General features: G+C 58.8%; 18 protein-coding genes and 1 pseudogene. 9 read left to right on the top strand and 10 right to left on the bottom strand.

Annotated elements, in window-relative coordinates:
- Positions 1 to 188: 188 nt before the first annotated feature.
- Positions 189 to 989, bottom strand: a complete 801-nt coding sequence (locus M0D67_RS21835; RefSeq protein WP_266239616.1) for a substrate-binding domain-containing protein — start codon at positions 987 to 989, stop codon at positions 189 to 191.
- 247 nt (positions 990 to 1,236) lie between these two features.
- Here M0D67_RS21835 and M0D67_RS21830 point away from each other — a divergent pair, with 247 nt between their 5' ends.
- Positions 1,237 to 2,028, top strand: coding sequence for an IclR family transcriptional regulator (locus M0D67_RS21830; protein WP_266239637.1), 792 nt, complete (start codon positions 1,237 to 1,239; stop codon positions 2,026 to 2,028).
- Between the two features lie 19 nt (positions 2,029 to 2,047).
- On the opposite strand, the gene M0D67_RS21825 is transcribed toward M0D67_RS21830, so the two are convergent.
- Positions 2,048 to 3,382, bottom strand: a complete 1,335-nt coding sequence (locus M0D67_RS21825; protein WP_266239615.1) for an MFS transporter — start codon at positions 3,380 to 3,382, stop codon at positions 2,048 to 2,050.
- A 249-nt stretch (positions 3,383 to 3,631) separates the two neighbouring features.
- Between M0D67_RS21825 and M0D67_RS21820 the strand changes: the two genes are divergently transcribed.
- From M0D67_RS21820 to M0D67_RS21810, 3 genes are all read left to right on the top strand, one after another.
- Positions 3,632 to 4,414 carry an enoyl-CoA hydratase/isomerase family protein gene (locus M0D67_RS21820; protein ID WP_266239614.1) on the top strand — a complete coding sequence of 261 codons (783 nt, stop codon included), beginning with the start codon at positions 3,632 to 3,634 and terminating at the stop codon, positions 4,412 to 4,414.
- 38 nt (positions 4,415 to 4,452) lie between these two features.
- Entirely contained in the window at positions 4,453 to 6,543 is a 2,091-nt protein-coding gene (locus M0D67_RS21815; RefSeq protein ID WP_266239636.1) for an acetate--CoA ligase family protein, read from the top strand.
- A 466-nt stretch (positions 6,544 to 7,009) separates the two neighbouring features.
- Positions 7,010 to 8,338, top strand: a complete 1,329-nt coding sequence (locus tag M0D67_RS21810; RefSeq protein ID WP_266239613.1) for an FAD-binding oxidoreductase — start codon at positions 7,010 to 7,012, stop codon at positions 8,336 to 8,338.
- A gap of 584 nt (positions 8,339 to 8,922) precedes the next feature.
- On the opposite strand, the gene M0D67_RS21805 is transcribed toward M0D67_RS21810, so the two are convergent.
- The gene (locus tag M0D67_RS21805; protein ID WP_266239612.1) at positions 8,923 to 9,492 is read right to left on the bottom strand and encodes a hypothetical protein; all 570 of its coding nucleotides are present in this window, start codon (positions 9,490 to 9,492) and stop codon (positions 8,923 to 8,925) included.
- 1,601 nt (positions 9,493 to 11,093) lie between these two features.
- On the opposite strand from M0D67_RS21805, the gene M0D67_RS21800 reads away from it, so the two are divergent.
- Positions 11,094 to 11,795 carry a response regulator transcription factor gene (locus M0D67_RS21800; RefSeq protein ID WP_266239611.1) on the top strand — a complete coding sequence of 234 codons (702 nt, stop codon included), beginning with the start codon at positions 11,094 to 11,096 and terminating at the stop codon, positions 11,793 to 11,795.
- Positions 11,796 to 11,885: 90 nt separating this feature from the next.
- On the opposite strand, the gene M0D67_RS21795 is transcribed toward M0D67_RS21800, so the two are convergent.
- Positions 11,886 to 13,289 (bottom strand): HAMP domain-containing sensor histidine kinase, encoded by a 1,404-nt coding sequence (locus M0D67_RS21795; RefSeq protein WP_266239610.1) that lies wholly within the window; start codon positions 13,287 to 13,289, stop codon positions 11,886 to 11,888.
- 954 nt (positions 13,290 to 14,243) lie between these two features.
- Here M0D67_RS21795 and M0D67_RS21790 point away from each other — a divergent pair.
- On the top strand, positions 14,244 to 14,558 hold the full coding sequence (locus M0D67_RS21790) for a hypothetical protein (protein WP_266239609.1): 315 nt from the start codon (positions 14,244 to 14,246) through the stop codon (positions 14,556 to 14,558).
- 401 nt (positions 14,559 to 14,959) lie between these two features.
- Here M0D67_RS21790 and M0D67_RS21785 read toward each other — a convergent pair.
- A pseudogene (locus M0D67_RS21785) lies at positions 14,960 to 15,761 on the bottom strand (transposase); the annotation flags it as partial.
- 304 nt (positions 15,762 to 16,065) lie between these two features.
- Between M0D67_RS21785 and M0D67_RS21780 the strand changes: the two are divergent.
- Complete coding sequence (locus tag M0D67_RS21780; RefSeq protein WP_154559450.1) at positions 16,066 to 16,347, top strand: hypothetical protein; 282 nt, start codon at positions 16,066 to 16,068, stop codon at positions 16,345 to 16,347.
- Between the two features lie 38 nt (positions 16,348 to 16,385).
- Entirely contained in the window at positions 16,386 to 16,790 is a 405-nt protein-coding gene (locus M0D67_RS21775; RefSeq protein ID WP_154559451.1) for a DUF2471 domain-containing protein, read from the top strand.
- A 57-nt stretch (positions 16,791 to 16,847) separates the two neighbouring features.
- Here M0D67_RS21775 and M0D67_RS21770 read toward each other — a convergent pair whose 3' ends face one another.
- Positions 16,848 to 17,123: a hypothetical protein gene (locus tag M0D67_RS21770; RefSeq protein ID WP_266239608.1), complete on the bottom strand. Its 276-nt coding sequence runs from the start codon at positions 17,121 to 17,123 to the stop codon at positions 16,848 to 16,850.
- Between the two features lie 215 nt (positions 17,124 to 17,338).
- Here M0D67_RS21770 and M0D67_RS21765 point away from each other — a divergent pair, with 215 nt between their 5' ends.
- Entirely contained in the window at positions 17,339 to 18,946 is a 1,608-nt protein-coding gene (locus M0D67_RS21765; protein ID WP_154559454.1) for a methyl-accepting chemotaxis protein, read from the top strand.
- Between the two features lie 65 nt (positions 18,947 to 19,011).
- On the opposite strand, the gene M0D67_RS21760 is transcribed toward M0D67_RS21765, so the two are convergent.
- The 4 genes from M0D67_RS21760 to M0D67_RS21745 form a co-directional block, all read right to left on the bottom strand.
- Entirely contained in the window at positions 19,012 to 20,253 is a 1,242-nt protein-coding gene (locus M0D67_RS21760; protein ID WP_154559456.1) for a glycosyltransferase, read from the bottom strand.
- 147 nt (positions 20,254 to 20,400) lie between these two features.
- Positions 20,401 to 21,285 (bottom strand): polysaccharide deacetylase family protein, encoded by an 885-nt coding sequence (locus M0D67_RS21755; RefSeq protein ID WP_154559457.1) that lies wholly within the window; start codon positions 21,283 to 21,285, stop codon positions 20,401 to 20,403.
- 109 nt (positions 21,286 to 21,394) lie between these two features.
- The gene (locus M0D67_RS21750) at positions 21,395 to 22,648 is read right to left on the bottom strand and encodes an NAD(P)-binding domain-containing protein (protein ID WP_266239607.1); all 1,254 of its coding nucleotides are present in this window, start codon (positions 22,646 to 22,648) and stop codon (positions 21,395 to 21,397) included.
- Positions 22,649 to 22,746: 98 nt separating this feature from the next.
- Positions 22,747 to 23,937 carry a carboxylate--amine ligase gene (locus tag M0D67_RS21745; protein ID WP_308112585.1) on the bottom strand — a complete coding sequence of 397 codons (1,191 nt, stop codon included), beginning with the start codon at positions 23,935 to 23,937 and terminating at the stop codon, positions 22,747 to 22,749.
- Positions 23,938 to 23,966 lie beyond the last annotated feature (29 nt).

Genomic DNA, 23,966 nt, shown 5'->3' with positions numbered 1-23,966 from the left:
GAGCGGTTTAGTCCTCATCGGCCATTGCCGCCGTTCGAACATCTTGGCTTGCACGTCCGCTATGCGCTACTGACCGGACGCTTACAACCTAACGCCTACCAAAGTTCTGCCGAAATTCAGCGGATGCGTGCTCTCGACCCAAACGAGATAATCTTCCGGAGGCGCCGCGACGGGAGGAGCAATGCGATCTATTTCCCGGGCTCAATTGGATCAAGCCCCGTCTTTTCGAATACTGCAGACGCTGTCGGTGTTCTCAGGTAAGAAATGAGGGCTGCAGCCCCTTCCCGCTCCTGCGCGTTAGTTGATAAGGCGGCGGAAATGACGCTGGCCTTCTGGACTTCTTGCGGGAGCGGCCCGACGTACTGGATCCCCTGAATGGCGCGAAGTTCACTGATCTGTTGCAATCCAAGTTCGGCGTCGCCGCGCTCAATGGCCGTTCCGACCAGTTCCTTCCCTTTGATCTGAACACTCCTGGCTTTCATTTGATACGCGATGCCAAGCTTGGGGAACAAAGTCTCAGTAATATAGGTGCCGCTAGCTCCTTCAGAAAAGGCTACAGATTTTGCTGCGAGCAGTGCACTACGTAGTGTTTCCACAGTACTGACATCCGGCTTCGGCATGCCGACCTGGACCGCGACGCCAATTCGGGACGCAACGAGATCTGTGCGAGTGTACGGGAGAAACTTACCCTGTCTGATCTGTTCGTCTAGCGCAGGGCGGATCATGAAGCAGACGTCCATTGCTTCGCCATTCTTAATGCGCATCGGTAACGCGTCAGCGGACGTACCGTATGAAGGCCCCCACGATATGACGAGGCGATTCCCGGTCTGCCGTTCATACGCTGGTCCGAGCTCCCTAAGCGCCGCTGAGAGCGCTCCAGTTGCCAGAACATGAACGTCAGCGGCACGAACCGCATTTGAGAACAGTGACGCGGTGCAGAGTGCGGCAGACACAGTCGCGCGTCGGAGCTTTGCAATGTTGATGACCATCGGATTATCCTTTTCTCGTAAAGCTACAGTTTTTAAACCCGCAACGGCACAGCGATTCTGCGAATATCCACACGAAAATCCAGGAGGGGTACCATCTGCTGCGCAGATAAAACGTCGCCCCCTACAGGTTGCCGCTCCGGACGCCAATCGGGAGATGATCCGCAGACCTGGCCGCGGCGCTACGATGTGGTCTGATTCGGCATCGACAATTGACCTTTTCACGTTGAGCACGGCAATCCCACTGTCTATGGCGAACCACACGAATCAACAGCCGCAATCGAACGCTACCCCATCGAATCGATCGCTCGAACGCGGGCTCGAACTGCTGCGCGCGTTCGGTCCCGGTGCGACACTTCTCGGCAATGGAGAACTCGCGGAACGCACCGGCCTGCCGAAGGCAACGGTGAGCCGCCTTACGCGAACGCTCGTCGAGGCGGGTTATCTCGAGCACGATGCGGCACGCAGGGCGTACAGACTGGGCCTGCCCGTGCTCAGTCTGGCGCAGGCGTTGCGCAGCGGATCCACAGTACTGAATGCGGCAGGACCGCTAATCCGCGACACTGCCCAGGCAAAGCGCATCAATGTCGGAATCGCGGGCGCCGACCGGGAAGAGATGGTCTACCTCGAGTCCATTCGTTATAACCAGCGAGCGTCATTGCGCACGATCGTCTCGGGACAACGTGTGCCGATGGAACTGACTTCGCTCGGCCGCGCGTACCTCGCAGCGCTGCCGCAGACGGAATTCACCGACCTGATGGACGCGTTCAAGCGGCGCAAACGGAGCGGCTGGGAGCGTCTCGCGCGGGAAATCACTGAAGCTGTAGACAACGTGCACCGAAGCGGCTTCTGCGTTGCAAGCTGGCAGCCGGAAGTGATCGCACTCGCGACGCCGCTCGCCATTCCCGGACATCGTTTGCTGGTCCTCAACTTTAGCGTCCGCACGGCCGCGTCAAAAGACAGCGTTGTCAGCGAACTGGCACCGGCTCTGCTGCGTCTGCGCGACGAGATCAAAGCCGAATGCGCGCGCCTGGAAGGTTGAAGACGACAAGCTTTCTCTTTCATTCCCGGCGTTCACTGATCGCGCGCGCTGGAATACCCAGCACCACCGCAAGACCGCCGAGAATCGAGACGACCGCAACCGCATAGAGACCCATCGCGTTGCTGCCGAAGTGCGTCGATGCATAGCCGATCACCGAAGGTGCCGAAATCCCACCGAACTGACCGAGGCTGCTAATGAGGCCAATGCCACTCGCGGCGGCGGTGCTCGACAGGTACGCGGGTGGAATCGTCCAGAACAGCGATAGCATGCCCAGATAACCAGCCGTCGCGACGCAAAGAAGCGCCACCAGAATGCCTGCGTGATTCGCTGCCGCAGGCAATAGCGCGACGCCCAGCGCGGCCATCAATGCGCTTGCCATGAAGTGCCACCGCCTTTCCAGCATACGATCCGAGTTTCGGCCGAGCAGATACATCGCGACTGCGCCGACCACATACGGAATCGCGGAAAGAAGCCCAATGTGCCAGTAGTTCGACACGCCGCTTTTCTGGATCACGCTCGGAGCCCAGATATGTACGACGATGCTCGCCCACGGTACGCTGAAGTACGCAAACGTCAGGAAATAAAACTTCGGCTCCTTCAACGCGACCCAGATCGAGCCATGAGCGCGTGCGGCCTTCGTTTGCGCGTCGCGGTTAAGCTCCGCCAGCAGGAGGGCTTTCTCGTCGTCCGTAAGCCATGTCGCCTGCTCCGGCCTGTCAGTCAGATAGACATAGGCAAAGACACCGGCGATGACTGACGGAAATCCTTCTAGCAGGAACAGCCATTGCCAGCCGTTGTAGCCGAGTAAGCCCGACATGCTATTGAGTATCCATCCCGACACTGGCCCACTGATGATGCCGGATACGCAGATCGCCGTCATGAAGATTGACGTGACGCGTGCGCGGCGCGCGGCCGGAAACCAGTAGGTGAAATAGAGAATCACACCCGGGAAGAATCCTGCTTCCGCTGCGCCCAGCAATACGCGCGCGATGTAAAACTGCGTTGGCGTCTGCACGAACGCGGTGCCCGCCGAAACGATGCCCCATAGCGCCATGATCCGCATGAGCGTTTTTCTCACGCCGACTCGCGCAAGCCACAGGTTGCTCGGCACCTCGAAGAGCATGTAACCCACGTAGAAGAGTCCCACGCCCAGACCGAATGCGGCGTCAGAAAGACCGATGTCACGCGAGAACTGCAAGTGCGCGAAGCCGATATTCGCGCGATCCAGATAAGCAAAGACGTAACAAACGAAGAGGAACGGCAGCAGCCGCCAGGTGACTTTCCGGTAGACGGCCTCTGTCTGCGGTCGCGCGACGGCGCTGACGTCGATTGGATTGGAACGGGCTGCGTGCATCATGTCTCCGGGCTTGTATTGGGTCGCAGGATCGTCGTGGCAAGTGTCCTGCGTTGGAATCCATTATCGGCACCGAACGCCCGATGACAATCCGCCAATTCCATCCAGTGGAATTTCTTGGACCCTCGGATGAAACGCTCTCCGTTCCACAGAGTGGAATTAGCGGGGTGTCTTGGGTGGCAGGTGGGGCTAAGCTGCATTGGCAGATTGACCTTGCCAGTCGACTCCAATTCAACCATCGAGACACGCATGAGCACATCCACCATTCAAGTCACTATCGATTCCCAGGTCGCCATGATCGCGCTGAATCGTCCTGAAAAACGTAACGCCATCAGCAACGAAATGCGTGCCGAACTGATCGAGGCGCTGGACACCGTTTCGCGCGATCGGGGGGTGCGCGCCGTGGTGCTGACCGGCAACGGCAAGGGGTTCTGCGCTGGCGGAGACGTCAGCGGTATGGCGCAGCGCATGGAAGCGCCCGCCGGCGAGATTGCGTTCAATGGCTGGTCCCGTCAGCAACTCGTGCATCACACGGTGAATCTGCTCTACTCGATGCCCAAACCGACCATCGCCGCCGTCAACGGGGCGGCCGCGGGTCTCGGTGCCGATATGGCGCTCTCCTGCGACTTTATCCTCGCGTCACCGGAAGCGAGCTTCACGTGGAGCTACATCAAACGCGGGCTGATTCCCGACGGTGGCGGCATGTACTTATTGCCGCGTCGAGTCGGCCTCGCGCGGGCGAAGGAACTGATCTTCAGCGGGCGCAAGGTAGATGCAAAGGAAGCGCTGGAAATTGGCATCGCGGATCGCCTGAGCGACCCGGAATCGCTCATCGCCGACGCCCACGCCTGGGCCGCCGAATTGAGCCAGGGTTCGGCCACCGCGCTCGCGCTTGGCAAGAGCATCCTCAACCAGAGCTACGAACTGTCCGCGCATCAGGTGTTTTCACAAGGTAGCCAGGCACAGGCCGTCTGCTACACAAGCAGTGAACATCGCGACTCGGTGCTCGCATTCCTGAACAAAACCAAGTGAGCACGAAGGAGATCGACGTGAATGCAATTTCAAAATTGATGCGCCCGGCGAGCGTAGCCGTAATCGGCGCATCGGCGGACGCGGCCAAGACTTCAGGCCGCCCGGTGGCTTACCTCCGGAAGCACAGCTTCGACGGCGACATCTACCCTGTCAATCCGCGTTACGACTCAATCGATGGCCTGCCCTGCTATCCCGATGTAGCGTCGTTGCCGCACGCACCGGATGTCGGCATCGTGCTGCTCGGCGCCGAGCGCGCCCACGTTGCGGTGCGGGATCTGGCAAACCGCGGGACAAGCGCTGCAATCGTGCTGGCGAGCGGCTATGCAGAAATTGGCGAGGAAGGCGCGAAGCGGCAGGCGCAATTGATCGAGGCAGCAGGGTCCATGCGCCTGCTTGGCCCGAATACGATCGGACTCGTCAACCTCACCGATAGCATCACGCTGTCGGCAAGCGGGGCGCTGGAGACCGACACTTTTACAGTCGGCGGGATCGGCGTGGTATCACAAAGCGGGGGGATTCTTGGCTCGCTGTTGTCGCGGGCGGCAGCAAGCGGTATTGGCCTGTCAAAGCTGGTGTCGACGAGCAACGAAGCAGATCTCGACATGGCAGACTTCGTCGACTATCTGGTTGACGATGATTCGACTTCCGTTATCGCGCTCTACATGGAAGGGCTGCGTCATCCGGAACGATTCCGGCGTGCGGCGTTACGGGCGGCCGCCGCGGGCAAGCCGGTCGTCGTGTTCAAGATCGGACGCTCGGAATCAGGCGCACGATCGGCGGTCTCGCATACGGGCGCGCTGGCCGGTTCGGACGGCATGTATGACGCGCTTTTCAGCCAGGTCGGCGTCATTCGTGCCCAGAGGTTTTCCGATTTGCTCGACATTCCTCATGCGCTCGCTACGCATCGCAAGCTCTCCGGGCGACGGGTGGCGATTCTGACCTCGACCGGCGGTGCGGGCACGCTTGTCACCGACAGCCTCGGCATGGCGAACTTTGAGACCCCGCCTCCCGATGAAGCTACTGCTGCAAAGCTGCGCGCGCTCCAGACCGGCGATCATGCAGTGCTCGACCGCAATCCCATCGATGTGACGCTGGCGGGTCTGCAGCCGGCGCTCCTGCGTGGTGCGATCGGCACGCTACTCGAAAGTCCGACTTACGACGCGGTCGTGGTTATCGTTGGATCGTCGGGCCTCGCGATGCCTGACCTGATGGCCGACGCGATCCGCGATTCGCTGCCCGGGAGTGACAAACCCGTGATGGCATTTGTGAGCCCCCACGCGCCGGAGATCACGCGGTTGCTTAACGAGCAGGGAGTGCCGGCGTTTCCATCGCCCGAAAGCGTAACGAGCGCGCTTGCGGCGATGTGGCGGCACAGCGAATCCACGCAACGCCCTGTGAGCTTGGACGAACAGCACGCTGAAGCAGTAGTCAACGTAAGCGATCTACCCGCCGGATCACTAAACGAAGCGCAGGCGAAAGAGCTCTTTGCCCGCTTCGGTGTGACAGCAGTACGCGAGCGTGTCGTCACGAACGCAAATGAAGCCGAGAGCGCTGCTCGCGAACTGGGCGACAAAGTCGTGCTGAAACTGCTGTCGAGCACGATCACCCACAAGAGCGATGTCGGCGGCGTAGCGGTTGGGGTCACCGCCGACAGCATCGGGGCGCGCCTGAACCGTATGCGGGACGACGTTGAAACCGCGACTGGCGTATCCGCGAATGCGTTTCTCGTTCAGGAAATGGTGGCCGGCGGAACGGAACTGATTCTCGGCCTTCATCGAGACCCGTTAGGCATAGCATTGCTGCTCGGCATGGGCGGCGTCACAGCGGAACTGTTCAAGGACACGACAATGCGCCTGCTCTCCACCGAAGTGCCGCTGTCGCGCGCAGACGCGCTCGCGATGATCCACGAACTGAAAACGTGGCCCCTGCTAGACGGGTATCGTGGACGGCCGCGCGCTGATATTGATGCCCTCGTAAGCGCAATCGTCGCCTTTGCGCGAATGGCGGTGCAGCTTGGCGGGCGTATTGTCGAAGCAGAAATCAATCCGATCTTCGTGCTGCCTGCGGGCCAAGGCGTACGGGCGGCTGACGGCGTTGCTGTACTCGCATCGGAGGCTCACGACGAATGACGATGCTCTGGCCACCCTCGACGAAACATTCCCGCTTGCCTATCGTGCGCGTACCGGAAGCGAGGTGGCAAATCCCGCCCACATCGACCTCCCGATTGCCGATCGAAGGGCTCGGCGAGCGGACCATTTGCTACGTTCATTTCGACGAAGTGTGGTTCGCTCGCATTTGAAAAGTAGGTGTGCGCGCCTACCGGTAACCAGGAAGCAAGAGCGTGAGAATGTGGCCAGGCAGAAACCTGGTCTCGGCAACAGTCTGCAAGATAGCAATTCAAGATTTGCCTCAGCGCCCGGTGGATCATCGTTGTATCCCTTTCGGATACAACAGGATCGTCCTATCAGCGAAGCGGTGGAACATACCAAAATCGTAGCCAGTATCTGCGGATGATGAAATCGCGCTTCAGGTGCGCATTTCAGACGGTCTTGACTGCAGTCACGTACTAAGAAAGCGGCAACCAACGGCTATGAAATGCTAAGGATCGACGAAGTCACGGATAGCGAAGGTTTCCCCGAGCGATGCGATGTCGCGGTAATTGGCGGCGGCATTATTGGCGTCAGCACCGCGTATGAACTGGCGCGACGCGGCGTCCGGGTGGCTCTGCTCGAAAAGGGCGTCATCGGCTGCGAGCAGTCGGGGCGCAATTGGGGCTGGGTGCGTCAGCAGAACCGCGACCTCCATGAGTTGCCGCTCGCGATGCAGAGCCTCAAGCGCTGGAGCGAACTAGGCGAAGAACTGGGCGAGGACATTGGGTTTCGTAAGGCGGGCATCCTGTACGGCACGGAGCATCAATCGGACATCGCGCAGTGGGAATCGTGGCTTGCCCGCGCCCGGGAAGTCGGCTTTAACAGCGAGATCCTCAGTGCGCGCGAACTGGCAGCGCGCATTCCGTCCGGACGTGCGAAGTGGGCTGGAGGGCTGTGGTCTGGCACGGACGGCCGCGCCGAGCCGTCGAAAGCCGCGCCTGCGATTGCTCGCGGCGCGCAAGGTCTCGGCGCGATGGTGTATCAGAACTGCGCGGTACGAAGTCTTGACACGAGTGCTGGGCGCGTCTCTGGCATCTGGACGGAGCGCGGCCGGCTCGCAGCCGACACCGTCGTTCTCGCGGGAGGCGCCTGGAGCGCGTTGTTCTGCCAGCATCACGGCATCGATCTGCCCGCCATCAACGTGATGGGAACGGCGTTGCGAACCGCTGAGGCGCCGGGGGTCATCGAAGGCTGTTTCTCCGGGCCTAACTTCGCGCTGAGGAGGCGCTTGGACGGGGGCTACACCATCGCTGTTCCCGGCCACGGACGTGTGGAACTCGCGCCGCAAAACCTGCGGCATTCGGTGAAGTTCCGCACCATGTTCCGCAGCAAGCTGAAGAAAAAACTGAAGATTCGCGTCGGCGCCAGCTTCTTCCACGGACCGGAGGCAAGCGCAACCTGGCGCGACGATGAAGTCTCGCCGTTCGAAGAAACGCGGGTGCTGGATCCCCGGCCTGATACCGAATGGCTCGCACGTGCCATGCAAAATGTGTCCAGCGTGTTTCCCGAGCTGGAGGGCCTGCGGATCGCTCACGCATGGGCGGGCGCGATCGACACGACGCCGGACCTCGTTCCTGTCATCTCGAAGGTTAATGCGAAACCCGGTCTTGTGATCGCATCCGGCTTCAGCGGACATGGCTTTGGACTGGGGCCAGGTGCAGGCATGCTCGCGAGCCGGCTGGTAATGGACGAGGCGCCGCAGTTCGACATTGAACCCTACAGACTGGCCCGCTTTTCCGACGGAACGAAACTGGGCAGCCCCGAAATGATGTGAGTCGACGCCGCGGGCGAGCTATCGCGGCAGTCTGCCCCGGGAGATTGAACCTCCAGCACGATTCAACTGTATTGATTAGCGGCCGTTCCAGTTCGAAAAGCGGCCGGATATCTAGATTGGCCTCGTATGACGAAGAAGGGTCACAGTACGCATTCGCTAGCGGTGGGACCGATCATTCGCGAATGCCAACCTTCGAGTGTCAGGAAAAGGACCCATAGCGGCCAGACCGACGTCGATCCTCGAATGACGGCTAAGGCCGATGAAGGAGCGTTCGTCTTCGACAGGCGGATGGCCGGTTACGGGGCGGAGCCGACGCCTGAACGTCCGACCGACTACGCATCGGAACGGCGGCTTGTGGCCGAACTCGGGCCGACACCTGATCGGCTCAGGACGACCCGCAACGGACCGTCGGGCAGATGCGATCAGATCGGCTTTTGAAGGGTCGCGTCTGCCGCAGCTCCGATTGGCCGAACGCGCCGCTGCGCCAGCGAAAGCCGGGCGCCGGGCGGCCTGCGCACCAAAGCGGCAAGCGTCGACGTACCGATGTCGCTGCCACCTTTCCCCTGAAGCCGTGTCCCGTCCGCCTAACGGAATCCGTAGGCGAGCACCTTTTTGCCCTCGAAACTGATTTGCACCGCTTCGGAGCATGGGTTCCCACACGTGCCATCGACGGTGGGAGGCGCAGCAGCGAAGGGGACCGTCTCACTGGTCATCTCGCCGATCACCAGTGTCGCATCCGACGAGATAACGATATTCACGACGAGCACCACGCCTGCGGGACTCGCTTTCGTGCCGTAGTTGATCGTCATCGTTCCCGTGCAATCGCTGTTCACGTTGTAGGTGCCGAACTGAACGGAATTGAAGGCGCCGCCCGATTTTGGCAAGCCGCCGATATTGCCGGCATCGTTTCGCGTGAAGTTGCCGTTGGCGTCGAAGTTGACGACGGCGACATCGTTGAGCAGCAGCCGAGACTTTGCGTAGTGAACCGCACCATCCGTGCCGATGATGCCGAGTATTTCGCCTTGAGCGCTGAATCCATACAGGCCTCTCAGCGTTTCGTTGGAACAGGTGGGGCCTTTGGCATGCGCCGCACCGCTCAACGACAGAAGGGTTGCCGCAACGGCCGCCGCACAGGTCAAACTTTTGCTTTTCATGTTCATCTCCTTGTCACCGACCACGGGCGCTTCGCAGGGTGTGCGTGATGTCAAGGCGCTTGCACAGGCACAAAGCGTCCGGCAGAGGCTGGCCAGCGGCGGCGCACCACGCCGCTCACGTTGACCTGTTTCATTGTGGTCAGAAGCGCGAGCCTGTGCCATCGACAGAACATGAAGAAATCGTTAACCATGCGTCGACGGTATGTGGCAAAAGTCACGCGAAACACGCAGGGCGGCGCACATCGCCCTAGTCGCCCGCGCCAGCCCCCGACCCGCGAGTGAGGCGCGCGTGGAGACGATGGAACGCGCTTCGTCAGGTACCGGACCTGCTCGCTTGACGGCAGCACTCGTAAGTGGCCGTCATGTTTCCGCTCGGCCTCAGCCTCGTAGACGGTGCGCAAGTTTGTTCGAACATTTGGAATAGACGCGGTATCGGACGCTCGCGCTGATAATTCGAAAGGCTTATCGTGGGCCATCCCGCCTGACGCGGTCGGCCGTAGCCGACCCGTTGCGGCCCGTCGAACCACCGCGTCATCTGCGGCGGCTTTCGCGTTACAACGGCCGTTCGTCGACTCGCATAGGGAGACGGGAGTTCGGCCATTCCCGACATTCAAGCCTCATGGTTCATGAGGCAGCTTCAGGTCACCTTCCTCCCAATCGGATCCCTATAACCGCGAATGTCACGTTCACTTCCAGCGGATGCGTACTCTCAACCAGTTGCAGTCGTTCGACCCGAGGCGACCACAGCGCCGGCTTACGGGGCAGTTAATAAGGACTATTTGGAGTCGGATGCGAGTCGCGACGCGCAGCGGAGGCTGCGCGCTTGGCTTGACCGCGACAGTTTGTGGAACCCCGTGCGCGGAAGCGGGACCTCGATTGTCCGAGGTGGTCACCTGGAGGTTGCACTGCGCGAGCAACCCGCTGCCTTCCGGCGTCGGCGTCACGCCGTTGACGATTTCGATCGGCGTGCCCGCAAAGGCGATCTCCGGGACGACACAATGATGCGTTCCCGCAAACGCCGGCCAAATGTGAGTTCCGCTGACAGGGTGTTGGGGTCTCATTGTGATGTTCCTCCCTTCCAGAACGCGATGTATGCTCTTCGATATGTCGCGCCACCGGCCCGGTCGCGTAAAGCAAGAATCAGACCATCAACGAGGCGAAGCAGGCGATGACGACTCTGAAAGGTTTGCGCGATCGCGCGATGCTGTCGACGCTGCTGCGGCGCCGCCCGAGAGCGCGCCACATTAACTTACCCCTCGGCGTTCCATGCCTGGGCGTGCACGGCAAGGATGCTAAGGCGGCTACGGCACGCCAATCTACGGGGCGACGTTTATTCGAGCCTCATCGCGTGTGCCACGAAAGTACAGATACTTCAATGGGTTCCGCGTGTCCACCCTGCGTGCGAATGCAGCTCCAAACGGCCAAAACTGCCTCGATTCCGTCGACCCGAAGTCAGGGGCACGCGCATACTGCGGCGCTTGAGGCACGAATTTCGACGGTCGGAGAATGCCAGTGTTCAAGTTAGCCATCAAGCGGTGCCGCGCACAAACGTAGCGCGCAATCGATTGTTTTTCTCTGAGGTATTGAGGGGGGAAGCGGCCATGAAAATCCTATGGGTCGATGACCACGAAATTCTCTGCGTTGCTCTTTCCGAATATGTCCAAACACACGCATCGGAGTTGAGCGTAGTCCCAATCGAAGTCACACCCGTATTCACGCTTGCCAGCGCGCTTGAAGAAATGAGCAAGGCACCTCCCCCAGACCTTGTATTCCTGGATCTCAATCTGGACGGTGAGAACCGTGGCGCGACGACGCTGGAACATTTCCAGGCCGGCAATCCATCCAATGTTCCCGTGGTCGTCTGCACGGGACTCGCTCCGGGAAACGATGATGAAGTTGAAATCTTGCGAATGTGCATGCGTGACTACGCTGCTCGAGGAATCATTTTGAAGGGAGGCGCACACAAAAAAATGTTCATTGGACTGAGCAGGATTTTAGGAGGTGAACTCTGGATTCCGGAAGAAGTCTTGATGCGCTTTGCCTGCCCGACGCAAGCGCCTTCAGCTATCCGGAATCAGCATCATCTTGGACTCTCTCCACGAGAGTGGGACGTGGCGCGTTGCATTGCAGGTGGCCTGTCAGGAAAACAGATCGCAAGAGAGCTTAACGTCACCGAGGGACATGTCAGGCAGGTTTCCTGTGTTATTTACCACAAACTTCGAGTCAGAAACCGCGTTGAAGCTGCACTTAAAGTCAATGCCGAGCTGGCCGGCGGAAGTGGGCCAGCTAAGGGACTGCCGTGAAGATCTCTGCGACACCACGGCTTCGGTTCCACCGCAATCATTATCACCCGCCTTCGGTCGATATTTTGGGCTTATGTTTTGCCAGCAAGGTCAATAAGGTCTGTCCTTTTCACGATCCCTCTCGGGATTATCGACCTGTACGTAGCTTTTGAAGATATCCGCCCGTCTATCTTCAGGGATACCGATCCCGTTGTCCCAGACGCTTATCTTTACGAGGTTGCCCCGCCTTTGGCAACTCACCAGAATATGCCCCTTCTTTCCTCCCTGTTCGGAAGGCGTGTAACGGACGGCATTGGTCACCATATTTCGGACGATCCGGTCCAACGCTTGTCGATCCGTATGGGTCAGATAGGGCCGGCTATGGAGTCTTAACTTCAGCCCCTTCGCCAGGGCTAGCGGCTGCATATCCACAACTATGCCGTGTAAAAGGGAAGGCAGCCCCACCTCCTGAATTTCTACACTCCAGGTGCCGGACTCCAGGCGGCAGATATCCAGTGTGCCGTTGATCATCCCTTCCATCGCATCCACTTGCCGTTGCGCAATCGAGACGTCTTCGGCCAGTCTGGTTGATCCAATGTTCCGCTCGATATAGTTCAACTTCAAGCCGAGCGTTGTGAGCGGCTGGCGCAAATCATGGCTTATCGCAGCGATAAATTGGTTCTTTTCCGCCATTGCCGCTTCGGCCTGCGATCGCGCCTCTTCGAGAATAATCTCTTTTACACATGCGCGCTCCTGATTGTAACAAAGAAACCATGCGATGAGACAATAGCCAATTAGTTGACCCACATACCAGTCAAACCATACTGGCCGTTCAATTAACAGATAATTTCCCACGCTAAATCCGAATGGGATAGTGCCAAGCACGAGTGAACCTAAAGTTGCGCGAAGACTAGGTGCGAGCAGCAGCACAGTAAATGTATAGCTGATCAGCGTCAGCTCCAGGAAACCAATCCTGCCGGAACCAGTACCATGAAACTGGAATTGGAGGGGGATTAACCCAAAGCTACCCGCCGCCCACCACACCGATGTCAGTATGACCAATGCAGCACATGCCCCGTGCATCTGCTCGACCGCGTTGACGCCCGCGTGCTTTGGAAGCGCCATGGTCCTTTTCAGTAAATATATTGCCATGGGAGCGGCCATCCCCCACAGTCCGAAGATCCAGACCACACGGAACAAACGATAAATATCCGACGTCTTGATCCAATAGTCGGGTATTATCCAATATCCAGATTTGAGCTCGAACAAGCTTCCGAACAACGCCAACGCCATCCAATATACCGCTCGACGCGACAGTGATTCCAATAAATCGCGTTTGACGCGGAGATTCTGCTCGGCACTGAGTGCCGCAGCCGGTCCCCGAACAAGATTCACAAATTCACCGAATCTGCGGCGCCCGATTTTGTGAGCTGTTTCACTCCCGCTCAGTGATATTCTGGCCCCGGGCTTTTCGCCCACGTCAGAATCACGTCGTGTTTGAGTGCCGGACGCCATGGAAGGCCTCCTCGGAGGGTCACGTTTAGCATACGCCCCTTTGTGCTAGCGGTCTGTGCCCGCTGTGCCGGGAATTGGGTGGAAGACTGTCAAAGCTGACAATCGAGGGTAAGTGTGCGGCGGTGCGCAGTACCAGCAACCCGCAGTTGTCCTTGTGTCGCGTCGACCTGAATCCGTTACCCGGCGTGTGCCCCGCGCTCTCAAGAAGTCACTTTGACGAATAGTCGCAAAGCGACACCGAACATTTGTTCGCCCCTTAAGGAACATTTGATACCGAGCATCAAACAATCGATCTAACTACAACTGACAAGGTTACACGGCAGAACAATGCAGCATAATTCGAAATAAGGATGGTGTAATTCATCGAAAGACAATTCAGATTCTTCTCATTCTCGCATACATATTAGGAATGAAGAATTATTATCGAATGGTGAGGAACATGCAGTGCATACATAGGCACCATGTGCGATGTATTTCACGTCGGCAGCAATAGTGCGCTCTCTATTGCGCACCGGGCTTACCAGCCCACCGGCGGTCATTCAGGTGCTCCTGTCACCTCGGACGCTACGCGCGGTATTGCCGCGCATGTCGGCTGCTACGTCCTCCGCCTATGTCAAAGCGGCCGCCCTAACTGAACCTGATTTCATACTGAAGGAGTTAAGCCATGAAGACGACAATATTCGTGTCTGCAGTGCTCCTGGGCATTCTCTCGCTTGCGGGCGTAGCGCAAGCGCAGGATGCATCCGGGCAACAAGATGAGCAATCGGCATCGGCCAGTGCTAGCAATAACTCCGAGTATGGCGGGGTTTCAGGGAGCACCAGTGCAAGCGGCAGTATGGATCGCTGGGGGGCGGCTACCTGTGGTCATCAACCCCAATGCAACCCCGACAGTGGTCACTAGATAGTCACCCCTGAACAATTCTTTTCTCGTGCCGCCTGCGTCAAACCACTGCGTTGGCGGCAGTATTTCCGAACCGACAAGCCTTCGTCGATGCAGTGGCGAATGAAGGTATCTCGCCAAAGGAAGCATTCAGAAACTGTGTCTTCCCTAACGATTGCATTCGTCGCTTTGGCTCGGATCAAGTTTCGTTTGAAACGCCAACCAACGAAGACGGCATAGGCACCATGAGCCGACTTGTGAAGTCGGAAGACCCGATTCAGGGCATGGCGAAGATGAACGAGGACAACGATGCCACGTTGCTTGTAATGCGGCTGAACCCGGCGCTCCGCAACCTTGGCCCAACCATCCCGAGCGTAGAGCTACCGTAGTGGATTGTTCAACCGAGCTGCCCACCGTGAATGATCGCTTTCCGGCTGCGGACTTCTCTTCTGGGTCGCGAGAACTCATTCACTCGCATCGGCACATGACATTTGAGGCCACGACGGCGCGAGGGGCGGCAAAGCGCCCCTCAGTTGCCCATCAGTGGCCGACATTCCTACGTCCGCAATGGCCGAGGAAGGAGCATTCGTCATTGCCAATTGGATGGCCGGTTTCGGGACGGAGCCGACGCCTGAACGTCCGGCCGACGACGCGTGTGAACGGCAGGTTGTGGCCGATTCTGTTGAAAAAGTCGTGTTTTGGTTTGGGGCGCTGGTTTTGGCAGTACGTTTCGAGTTGGAGAATTCAGCGAGTCGGCGGTCTTGCAACGTGCGACGCCCCCCGTTTCCCGTCATGTGGCTGCCTGGTTTGCCTGCTTACCTTCAGGCGTGAGCCACTTGGCCATTCTTCGCAGATTTTGCGCAGTTGCTGCCATCAGAAACTCATCATGAGCACCGCTTGGACCACGCAGTCGCAAGCGATCGAGTTTGAGGATGCGCTTGAGGTGAGCGAAGAGCATTTCCACCTTCTTTCGTTGCCGGCGCGACTGTTTGTACTCCGGGGTTGCCGCGATGCGCCTCGCTTCATCGCGTGCAGCTTCATGGACGCTGCGCACGACTTTGCGAAACTGCGTATTCGGACAGCATCGATCCTTCATCGAACAGCCGTCACAGTCCATCTGGCTCGCTCGGTAGACGATGGTGTCGGCTTTCGTGACATGTGTGCGGGGATTCCTGAATGGACGCCAGTCGCTGCGTAGCGCGTTCCCCGCAGGACATCGATACTCGTTGGCCTGTTCATTCCAGATAAATTCGCTGCGCGAGAACGTATTGTCCTTGCGCGTTGTTTTATCCCAGACTGAAACGTGTGGCTCAATGCTTCTGTTCAACCATCCAGCCAAGCAGCGCTGCTGTGCCGTATGCGGTGTCACCTACCAGTCGGCGAGGCTTCAGGTCCCGTTGGTGTTCAACACGATCGATCATTGTCCTGGTTGATTCGACCTCTTGTGACCGGTTCGCCGGCGTCGCTTCAACATCCACAATGATCCCTGCCTGCAGATCAATCAGGTAATTCGTCGAATAGGCAAAGAACGCGGGACCACCCGGTGCGGCCGTCCATCGTGCAGCAGGATCGGTCAGGGATATCTTCTTTGGAGGCGTCGAAGACGCTGCTGGCTCAGACGTATCACCTTTAAATACAGCAAGTTATCCGTGCACGCTCGCCACCATCAAGTTGCGCGTTGTGCGCTCGCGGACGGCCATTCCTCAGCCTGGTGCGCGAAATATGTGCGTAATCCCTGGACCAGGGAAATCCCTTGACCCGCCGGCAATCGAGAATATTTCGCTCCAACCTGGACACGACGGCCATTCGGTTGGTGAAGTAGACCTGCGAATTGACTTGCATCCTGTTCGAATACTGTATAAATTCACAGTACTGTTTTTATATACAGGATCGGTCATGAACCAGCTTATCCGCATCTTGAACGACGGTGATCGCGAAACGCTCGCGTGGCTGCGCAAGCATGTCGGAGACGTGCGCGTGGCTGCCGCTGCACGGCATCTGGGAGGCAACGGCAAACCATATCTGTCAGCGGTGTGCCGCTATCTCGGCGTACGTCCACCAACGCCTCATCAACATAGCCGGCCTGTTGAAGACTGCACGGTCGGCGATAACTATCTTGCCCAGATCCGCCAGTTGTTGGCACAGCGAAACCAGGCGTTGTTGAAGCATCAACCTTGATGCTGCGAGTTGCCGCGAGTCCTCAGGAAGATAACAGCATGATTAACGACTCTGCTCTTGATAGGGATGTCCACGACATCAATCCTGTCGCCCTCGAACGCGCACTCCGCAGCGCGTCGCTCGACCTCCAGCAGATCATTGCCACGGTCGCAGGTCGTCACCTCGACAGTGGCCGTCGCCGTTACTCAAGCGGCGCGCGATTGCCGACCTGGCGCACGCTGCTGACAATCGACGAACAGGTCTTTGAGAATCGGGGCTTCCTGGCGAGGCACAACGAGACAGTGCGCTCGACGTTTGTCCGGTTTGAGGACAGTCGTTTGTCCGGCATGGATCTCGACGAACCCGTCGACTGGCGGCGTGACGACGACAACTTGCCAGCCGTGTACCTGCTCGTGCGCGCACTGGTACAGGCCGACGCTACTGATGTGGCCACTCAGGACTAATGCGCCAAGCCCGTATCGATCGGCGGAGATCACTCCACCGGCCTGCACTACAGACGTTCAATACCCGGTCTTGAATTTCTGCCAGAGCCGGTTGCGCAAGCGCAGAACGTCTGCCGGCAAGGGCAGTTCCGGATACATTGTGGCCAACTCAGTCTCGCGTGGGAAAATCTGTGGGTTCGCTGCGAGTTCAGGTTTGATATAGGGCTTGAACGCCAGATTTCCGTTGGGGTAGAACACCTCATTCGTGATCGCAGCATGAACTTTTGGCTGCAAGATGTAGTTGATCCATTTAAGAGCAGCGTCGGCATGAGCCGCATCGGATGGAATCGCCATCAGGCCAAACCAGATTGGCACACTCCAGGCCGAAGAAATTGATCGGGCCAGGTGAAACCCGTACCGCCCGAATCTACGTACTGCAAATCTCGAAAAAACAGTTACTTCCACTACGAGAAGCGCACTAGCATTGCCCGGCTAACAATAAACCGGCGAGCGCACGCATTCAAATACGTCAATCGACGCGCAGCCTAACGACCAAAAAAAGAACCGTCATGGCTCAAATTAATGTGTCTGCGCGACTGGCGCTTGGCTTCGGCACAGTCCTCCTACTGCTCACGGCCATTTCCGCTGTGGGGATGAGCGGTGTGGCCAGTATCCGCGGCAAACTCGACGACATCGTCGAGGTCCACGACGTCGAGACGGCTCGTGTGACTAACCTGCGGGGCGCGGTGAGCGGCATTGCCATTGCGATCCGCAATATGGCCTTGTTGACTGACGAGAAAGACGTAGCCAGCGAGCAGGCGTCCATTGCGAAGCAGGAAACGGTTTATACAGAGAACTATCAGGCGCTTGGGCGCCTGTTCAACGCGTCCCCCCTGACGACCGACGACGAGCGCCGGCTATTCACCATGCTCAGGCAGGAAGAAGCCGCAACCTTACCGCTCGTCGAAAAGGAAGCACGGAGTTGGGCGCTGTCGACTGATCAGGACGCGGCAGTGAAGGTCCTCGTGAGTGAAGTACGTCCGAAACAGGTCGTGTGGCTATCCACCCTCGACGAACTGCTTGCACTGGAACAAACCCGCAGTCGGGCCGCAGCGAACCGCGCCACTTCCACCTATGCGACCTTGCAGGTGGTCACCGCCGCCTCGGTGGCAACCGCGCTGCTGATCGGTTTGACGGCGGCGTTTCTGATTACGCGCGGCATACTCAGGCAGCTTGGTGCGGAACCCGCCGAGGCACAGCGCATCGCACGGGAGATCGCCGCCGGCAATCTTGCGGTGACAGTCAAACTGCACAAAGGCGACGCGCATAGCCTGATGGCCTCGCTCGACACGATGCGCGTGCAACTGACATCCATCGTCACGCAAATCAAGACTTCAGCAGAGTCGATCGCTGTACGTGCCGTCGAGACGGCCGAAGGCAATGTCGATCTTTCGCAGCGTACCGAGCAGCAAGCCGCCTCGCTGCAGCAGACGGCTGCCAGCATGGCGGAATTGACTACCACTGTCAGGCAGAACAGCGAGGACGCCATGCAAGCAAGCGCGATTGCGAACATCGCTTCCGACACCGCCGTCCAGGGTGGCCACGTCGTCAAACGCGTCGTCACGACCATGCAGGACATCTCCACGAGTTCTTCGAAAGTTGGGCAGATCATCAGTGTGATCGAAGGCATCGCGTTCCAGACCAATATCCTTGCACTGAACGCCGCTGTCGAAGCGGCCCGCGCCGGTAATCAAGGACGTGGATTTGCGGTTGTCGCGAGTGAGGTCCGCACGCTGGCGCAGCGCAGCGCGGGAGCGGCCAAGGAAATCAAGGCGTTGATTGAACAGTCGGCCGGGCATGTCGTAGCCGGCGCTCACCTCGTTACCGAGGCAGGCGCGACGATTGACCAGGTCATGCGATCGGTGCATCAGCTCACCGGAATCATGGGCAAGATCGCGCATGCATCGACCACGCAAACAGCGGGCATCGAGCAGGTCAACCACGCCGTTGCCGAAATGGATAAGGTCACCCAGCAGAATGCGGCACTCGTCGAGCAAGTTTCCACTGCGGCGCGATCCATGGCCAGCCGGGCAAGCGGTCTGCGCGATACAGTGGCTGTCTTCAGAATCGGCGATGCACAAGAAGCGGACGCCTCCATGCATGGCGAGGTTGTCTAACGCGCGGCACTGACGCAACCCATCCGCCGCGCTTGCAGACAGTCAGGCTCAGGCAGCGTTCGCGGCTATCGCAACACGCCAGAAGATTGGGAGCTATCTGCGGCGAACGCAGGGTATGCGGAAGGTGGCACGCCTTGGCCGATACACATGATTTCGGCAAGGCGCTCAGCATAATACTCAGGAAGATACTGGTCGACGTCGTATCTTCTCTCAGGGTTCGAAAGATGCGTGGCCAGTTGCCCAAGCGCCAGCTTCAGACTCTCCGGATCAGTGCGGAATTTGATCTTGTTGCCTACAGCGTCCGCGGTCGTCGCCATGCTTCCGCCATCGCGAACGAGCGCAGGCAGGCCGAGCATCGCCGCCTCGATGATGATGAGCGGCGCGTTTTCCGCGCACACCGACGGTACGATGACCGCGTCGGCGAAGCGCTGCAGGTCCGAGAACAACCGTTCCTGCGGCAAGCTGCCGAAAAAAATCAGCTTGCCACATTCGATGAGTGATGCGAAGCGTTGCTCGATAACCGCGCGCTCGGGACCCTCGCCATAAACACCGATAGCGTTGATATGCTCAAAATCCGCCGCTTGCGCGAGCTCGATGAACTGCGCGAGGCCTTTTTCCTGCGAGATTCTTCCAGCGAACGCAAGATTGAAACGGTCTTTGTTACGGACGGCCGAGGGAATCAGCGCAACCGGCACAGCGGACGGATTATGCAGGATCACCGTGTTGCGGATTCCGCAGCGGTGCAGTGCCTCCTGCATGAAGGCACTGGGGCAAAGAATCTGATCGAATACGCGCGACGGATGGCACGCCGCACGCACGGCATGCCAGTACGCCTTTGTCATGAGGTCATGCATGAGGCCCTTTGGCGACGAACGAAGCTTGAACGCCGTGCGCGTACTCAACATTTCAAGCGGCAGAATCAGGGGCTTGCCCTTCTCGAAGTATTGCATCATCGGGTTGTAATAGACGAGATGGTAGTCGTGGCACGTATGGTACGTGCGGTAGCCCAAATCGCGCTTGTATCGTGCGATAACGCTCAGGATCGAAGGCGAGAGAGCGTTATGGTAGTTATGCACCAGCACCCGATGCGGCCGAAACGCGAGAATTGCTTTCTCGAGCGCGTGAGCGGCAGCAACATTCCATATTCTCGACAACATGGAAGTCTGCGCGACGAATCGACTATCGTCGAAACGCTCGACCTCAACCCCGGATAGAGTACTCAGAAGCCCTGCAGATTGTTTATAGACAATCTCCGCGCCGCCCATATGCAAGAAATCGTTGATCAGCAATACCCTCCAGCGCTGCATCTCCCCGCTCCTCTTTGACTGCACAAATGGGATCACGCAAAACGTGGACGGTATAGCTGGAATTCCTCGCTCGGAAGATGCTAGCGTGTCGTACCCAACGGCTGTGTTTGCCAGGACACGTAGCGCAACAGGATGTGCAGCGCACCATCAAAACTGAGGAAATCGTCCGCTCCAACCGCCACCTTTCTTCAGGTAATGCAAGAAGAGCGGGATACCGGTCAATTGCGCCGCGAATCGCCGCGTCGACGCACTGTCGTCGACAATGATCGCGCGCAGTCGAAACGGGTCACTCTGGTGATCGTTCCAACCGACATCGCATGTGCGTGCACTCTTGTATCCCGCCGCTTCTACGAAACTGACTTCGCGATCGCCATAGTTTCCGTTCGGGTAGGCAAAGTGCTCGCAAACATTGCGCAGCAGCGCCTCGATCTCATGCTTGCTGTTGCCGATTTCGTCCGCACATTCGATATCGCTGCAACGAGTCAACACGGGATGGAATCGTGTGTGAGCCTGAAAGTCCACGTACGCCTGCATGGTTTCCATCTGCTCGATGCTAAGGCCGGTCGCCTGATTGTCGGCGTCCTGGCGGTAACCATGTGCCGCGAGTTCGGCCAGGCGTTCCGCATTCGTCATACGCTTCAGCCGTTCGTGGCCCGCCCGCACCGAGCCGGGATGCAACCACCAATGGCTGCGCGGACGGCCGACGATGCTGCTGCAGAGGAAGATCGTCGGCCGCACCTTGTGCTTGATGAAGATAGGCAGCAACGCTGCGTTGCCCGCATGCCCGTCATCGAACGTAATGGCCGCGCGTGGACGTCCCCGGCCGGGCGCAGCGACGTCTGTCAGCGGCACCAGATCACATATTTCTCGAAGATACGTGAGATGCCTGTCGAGTGTCGCCGGGTCGGGGTCGTGATAGAGCAGGACCGCCACCCGGTCGCGCCATAGCCATGCGCGCGTCGCTCGGGCAATGCCCGTCAAGACGACGAGCGCAGCAAGGATCTCTTTAAGTAATGCCTTACCCCGATTCATTTCACCTCTCCGCTCTGTGCATTTCGAAGAACCTGGTGCCGCGATAATTGCGCTGTCTTGTGCTGAATCGCGACATCAAGGAGCGGGCGGACTGCCGGAAAGCATGCGGCTACTCGCCCGTTCGCTCGAGCACATGGCCTTCGGCAGAGGACCACACGCCATCTCTCGCGTCCGCTTTCAACGAATGGGCTATATGCCGCGCCACACCGGGCGCTGCATGCCTCGCCCCGTAGACAAAACGCATGACGGGCCCAAAGCTGTGAGCGGAAGCCGGCCCGATCACATAGAGGCCACGAACCTGTGTTTCGAAGTTGGAGGTGAGTTCGGGCAGCCCACTATTGATCGAAATCGCGTCTACGATTTCTTTCGATAGAAACGCGTGCTGCCTCATATCGGTCTTGAAGCCCGTCGCGGCGATGACATGGTCGGCGGCAACGGCCGATTCCTTGTCCTCGCTTATCACGCGCAGCATGACCTGATCGTTGTCGATAGCGGCGGAGCGAACCTCGGTCCGAAACGAGATCTTCACCTTGCCGACGACGCGATCACGCAGCCACCAGGCGCCGGACGCTCCGTACGACCGCTCCATGATCTGCTTGCGCCGCCCTTGATCGAGCATGTGGAAAAGGCCCGGATACTCAGACAGGAAGAGTGAGCGCCAGCCTCGTCCCAAGCCAGCGTCAGGACGCGCCAGTCTGGATAGGATGCCGCGAGAAGCTTGAGGCCGTGGATGCCATATCACGCCCGCTTCGCGCATGAGCACGTGAACACGCGATCCTTGCTCATACAGCAGCGCGGCGAGCCCCAGCGCCGACTGTCCGCCGCCGACTATCGCGACGTCTTTGCCTTGCGCCCACGCGAGGTCCCCATAAAGCGCCGAATGAGATGCATAGCGTTCAGGCAGGCCTCGCAGTGCGACAGGGGTTTGCGCGAACCCCTTGAGTCCCAAAGCGATCACCACCTTGCGCGCGAGGAGGGAGCGGCCGTCGCTCAGCGCCAGTTGAAAATGCCCGTCGACGCGTCGCAGGTTGACAACGTCGACTGCCTGGACATCTTCGACGAGATTCGACTGAAACCAACGCGCGTAATCCACAAACGTCTCGAGCGGCAGCTCCATACCCATCGGCTGATAGCGCATACCCTTCTGGCGGTAGTAATCCTCGAGCGTGAATCCGGACAGCGGCGCATGGAGGTTCGAAGCGAACGCCTCGGAACGTAGGAGCATGCCTCGCGGCATGAAATTGATCCAGGTGCGCATCGGCTGCCCGAGAATCTGATGGACCACACCTGCGGCGCTCAGGTGTGCGGACAAAGACAACCCATACGGCCCTGCGCCAATTATTGCGGTGTCGGTGAAGGACATTGCTCATCTCCATCCAGGGACGGCACTCAGGGCTTCCAGGCGCCCACGCTCGAGGCCAGCGTCGCGAAGCGCGACACGTTGTCAAATACCAGCCCACGCTAAACTTTCACCTGCAGCAGCTTGAGTGCCATAGTCACGTTCCACGCGCGCTTCAAGCGCCGCAGCGGACTGAGCAGGCCATAAAACTGCAGCGCCGGAACGGGATCGCTCCAGCGAAAATATCCGTCAACGATCTTCGTGTGCTCGCCCAGCAGATGAGGCGGCACCCGGTCGGCAAACGTCGCGCGCCACGCGACCGGTACCCGGCACGATTGGTCAGGTATGGGCGGCAGACCGAGTTCATGCCGGTAAGCGGCAAGCGGAATATTGACGCCGCACAGCGTGGCGATTTCTTCCTGCCAGTCCGTACGGCCGACCGTCGGCTCGACCATTACGAACCGCCTGCGGTTGTCGTCCCACTTGTATTCGATGCTCCCCATGCCCTCGAAGCCGGCCCGCTCGGCGAACGACAATGTCAACGACTCGAGCACTTCGCGCGCTTCGGGTGCGGCAACGCATATGGCGGTATTGCCGATACCCGGCGGGGAACTGAGGACCTTGCGCCCAGTAAAGATGCTGATCACACTCCCGCCGCTCCCCCGATAGAAAAGCGTGAAATAGATGTTGCTGTCGGGCCCCTCGATCCACTCCTGCGCAATGATGCCGCCGGGCGTGGCAAGCATGGCGATAGCTCGCGCGCGCGCAGCGCTGAGAGAGTCGACCCGAACCGCCCGCTCCCTCTCGCCCCTCAATACATTGCGTTTGTCGTCCGGCTTCAGTACGCACGGATAGCGTAATTCCGATAGATATTCCAGGTCGGACAGTCTCTCGATAGTCACGGACCGTGGAACCGGAAAGTCGTGCTTCAGCGCGAAGTCGTGAAATCCTGCCTTGCTGCACAACATCTTGACGGTCGAGTCCGCCGGAAGGCGGAAGCGAAACCAGTTCGCAAGCGCTTCGCGATTTTCCGACACCGCGTGCACCGCCTCTTCTTCGGTCAATATAAGAACCGGGGGCTGCTTGAATTTCTTGCCGAGTTCGATCATGTCGTCCGCGAAGGCTTTTCCGATCAGGCTTTTGATGTAGTGCGCGCGTACGTAGCGGCACCACATGCCTGAGCGCGTGATTTTTGTATCGACTACGACGAGCGGAACGCGTGCACACGCGAGAGACCTCGCCACGCCGAGACCGTTCAGCGAGGCACCCACGACGACCCCTGCTATTTGATCAGAACCGTATCGGCTCACCATACTATCGATTCCTTGATCATCGGACGAAC

Origin of the sequence: Paraburkholderia sp. SECH4, from assembly GCF_030511745.1 — a bacterium.
Lineage (GTDB): Bacteria > Pseudomonadota > Gammaproteobacteria > Burkholderiales > Burkholderiaceae > Paraburkholderia > Paraburkholderia madseniana.
This window is presented reverse-complemented; position numbering and strand designations above follow the sequence as displayed.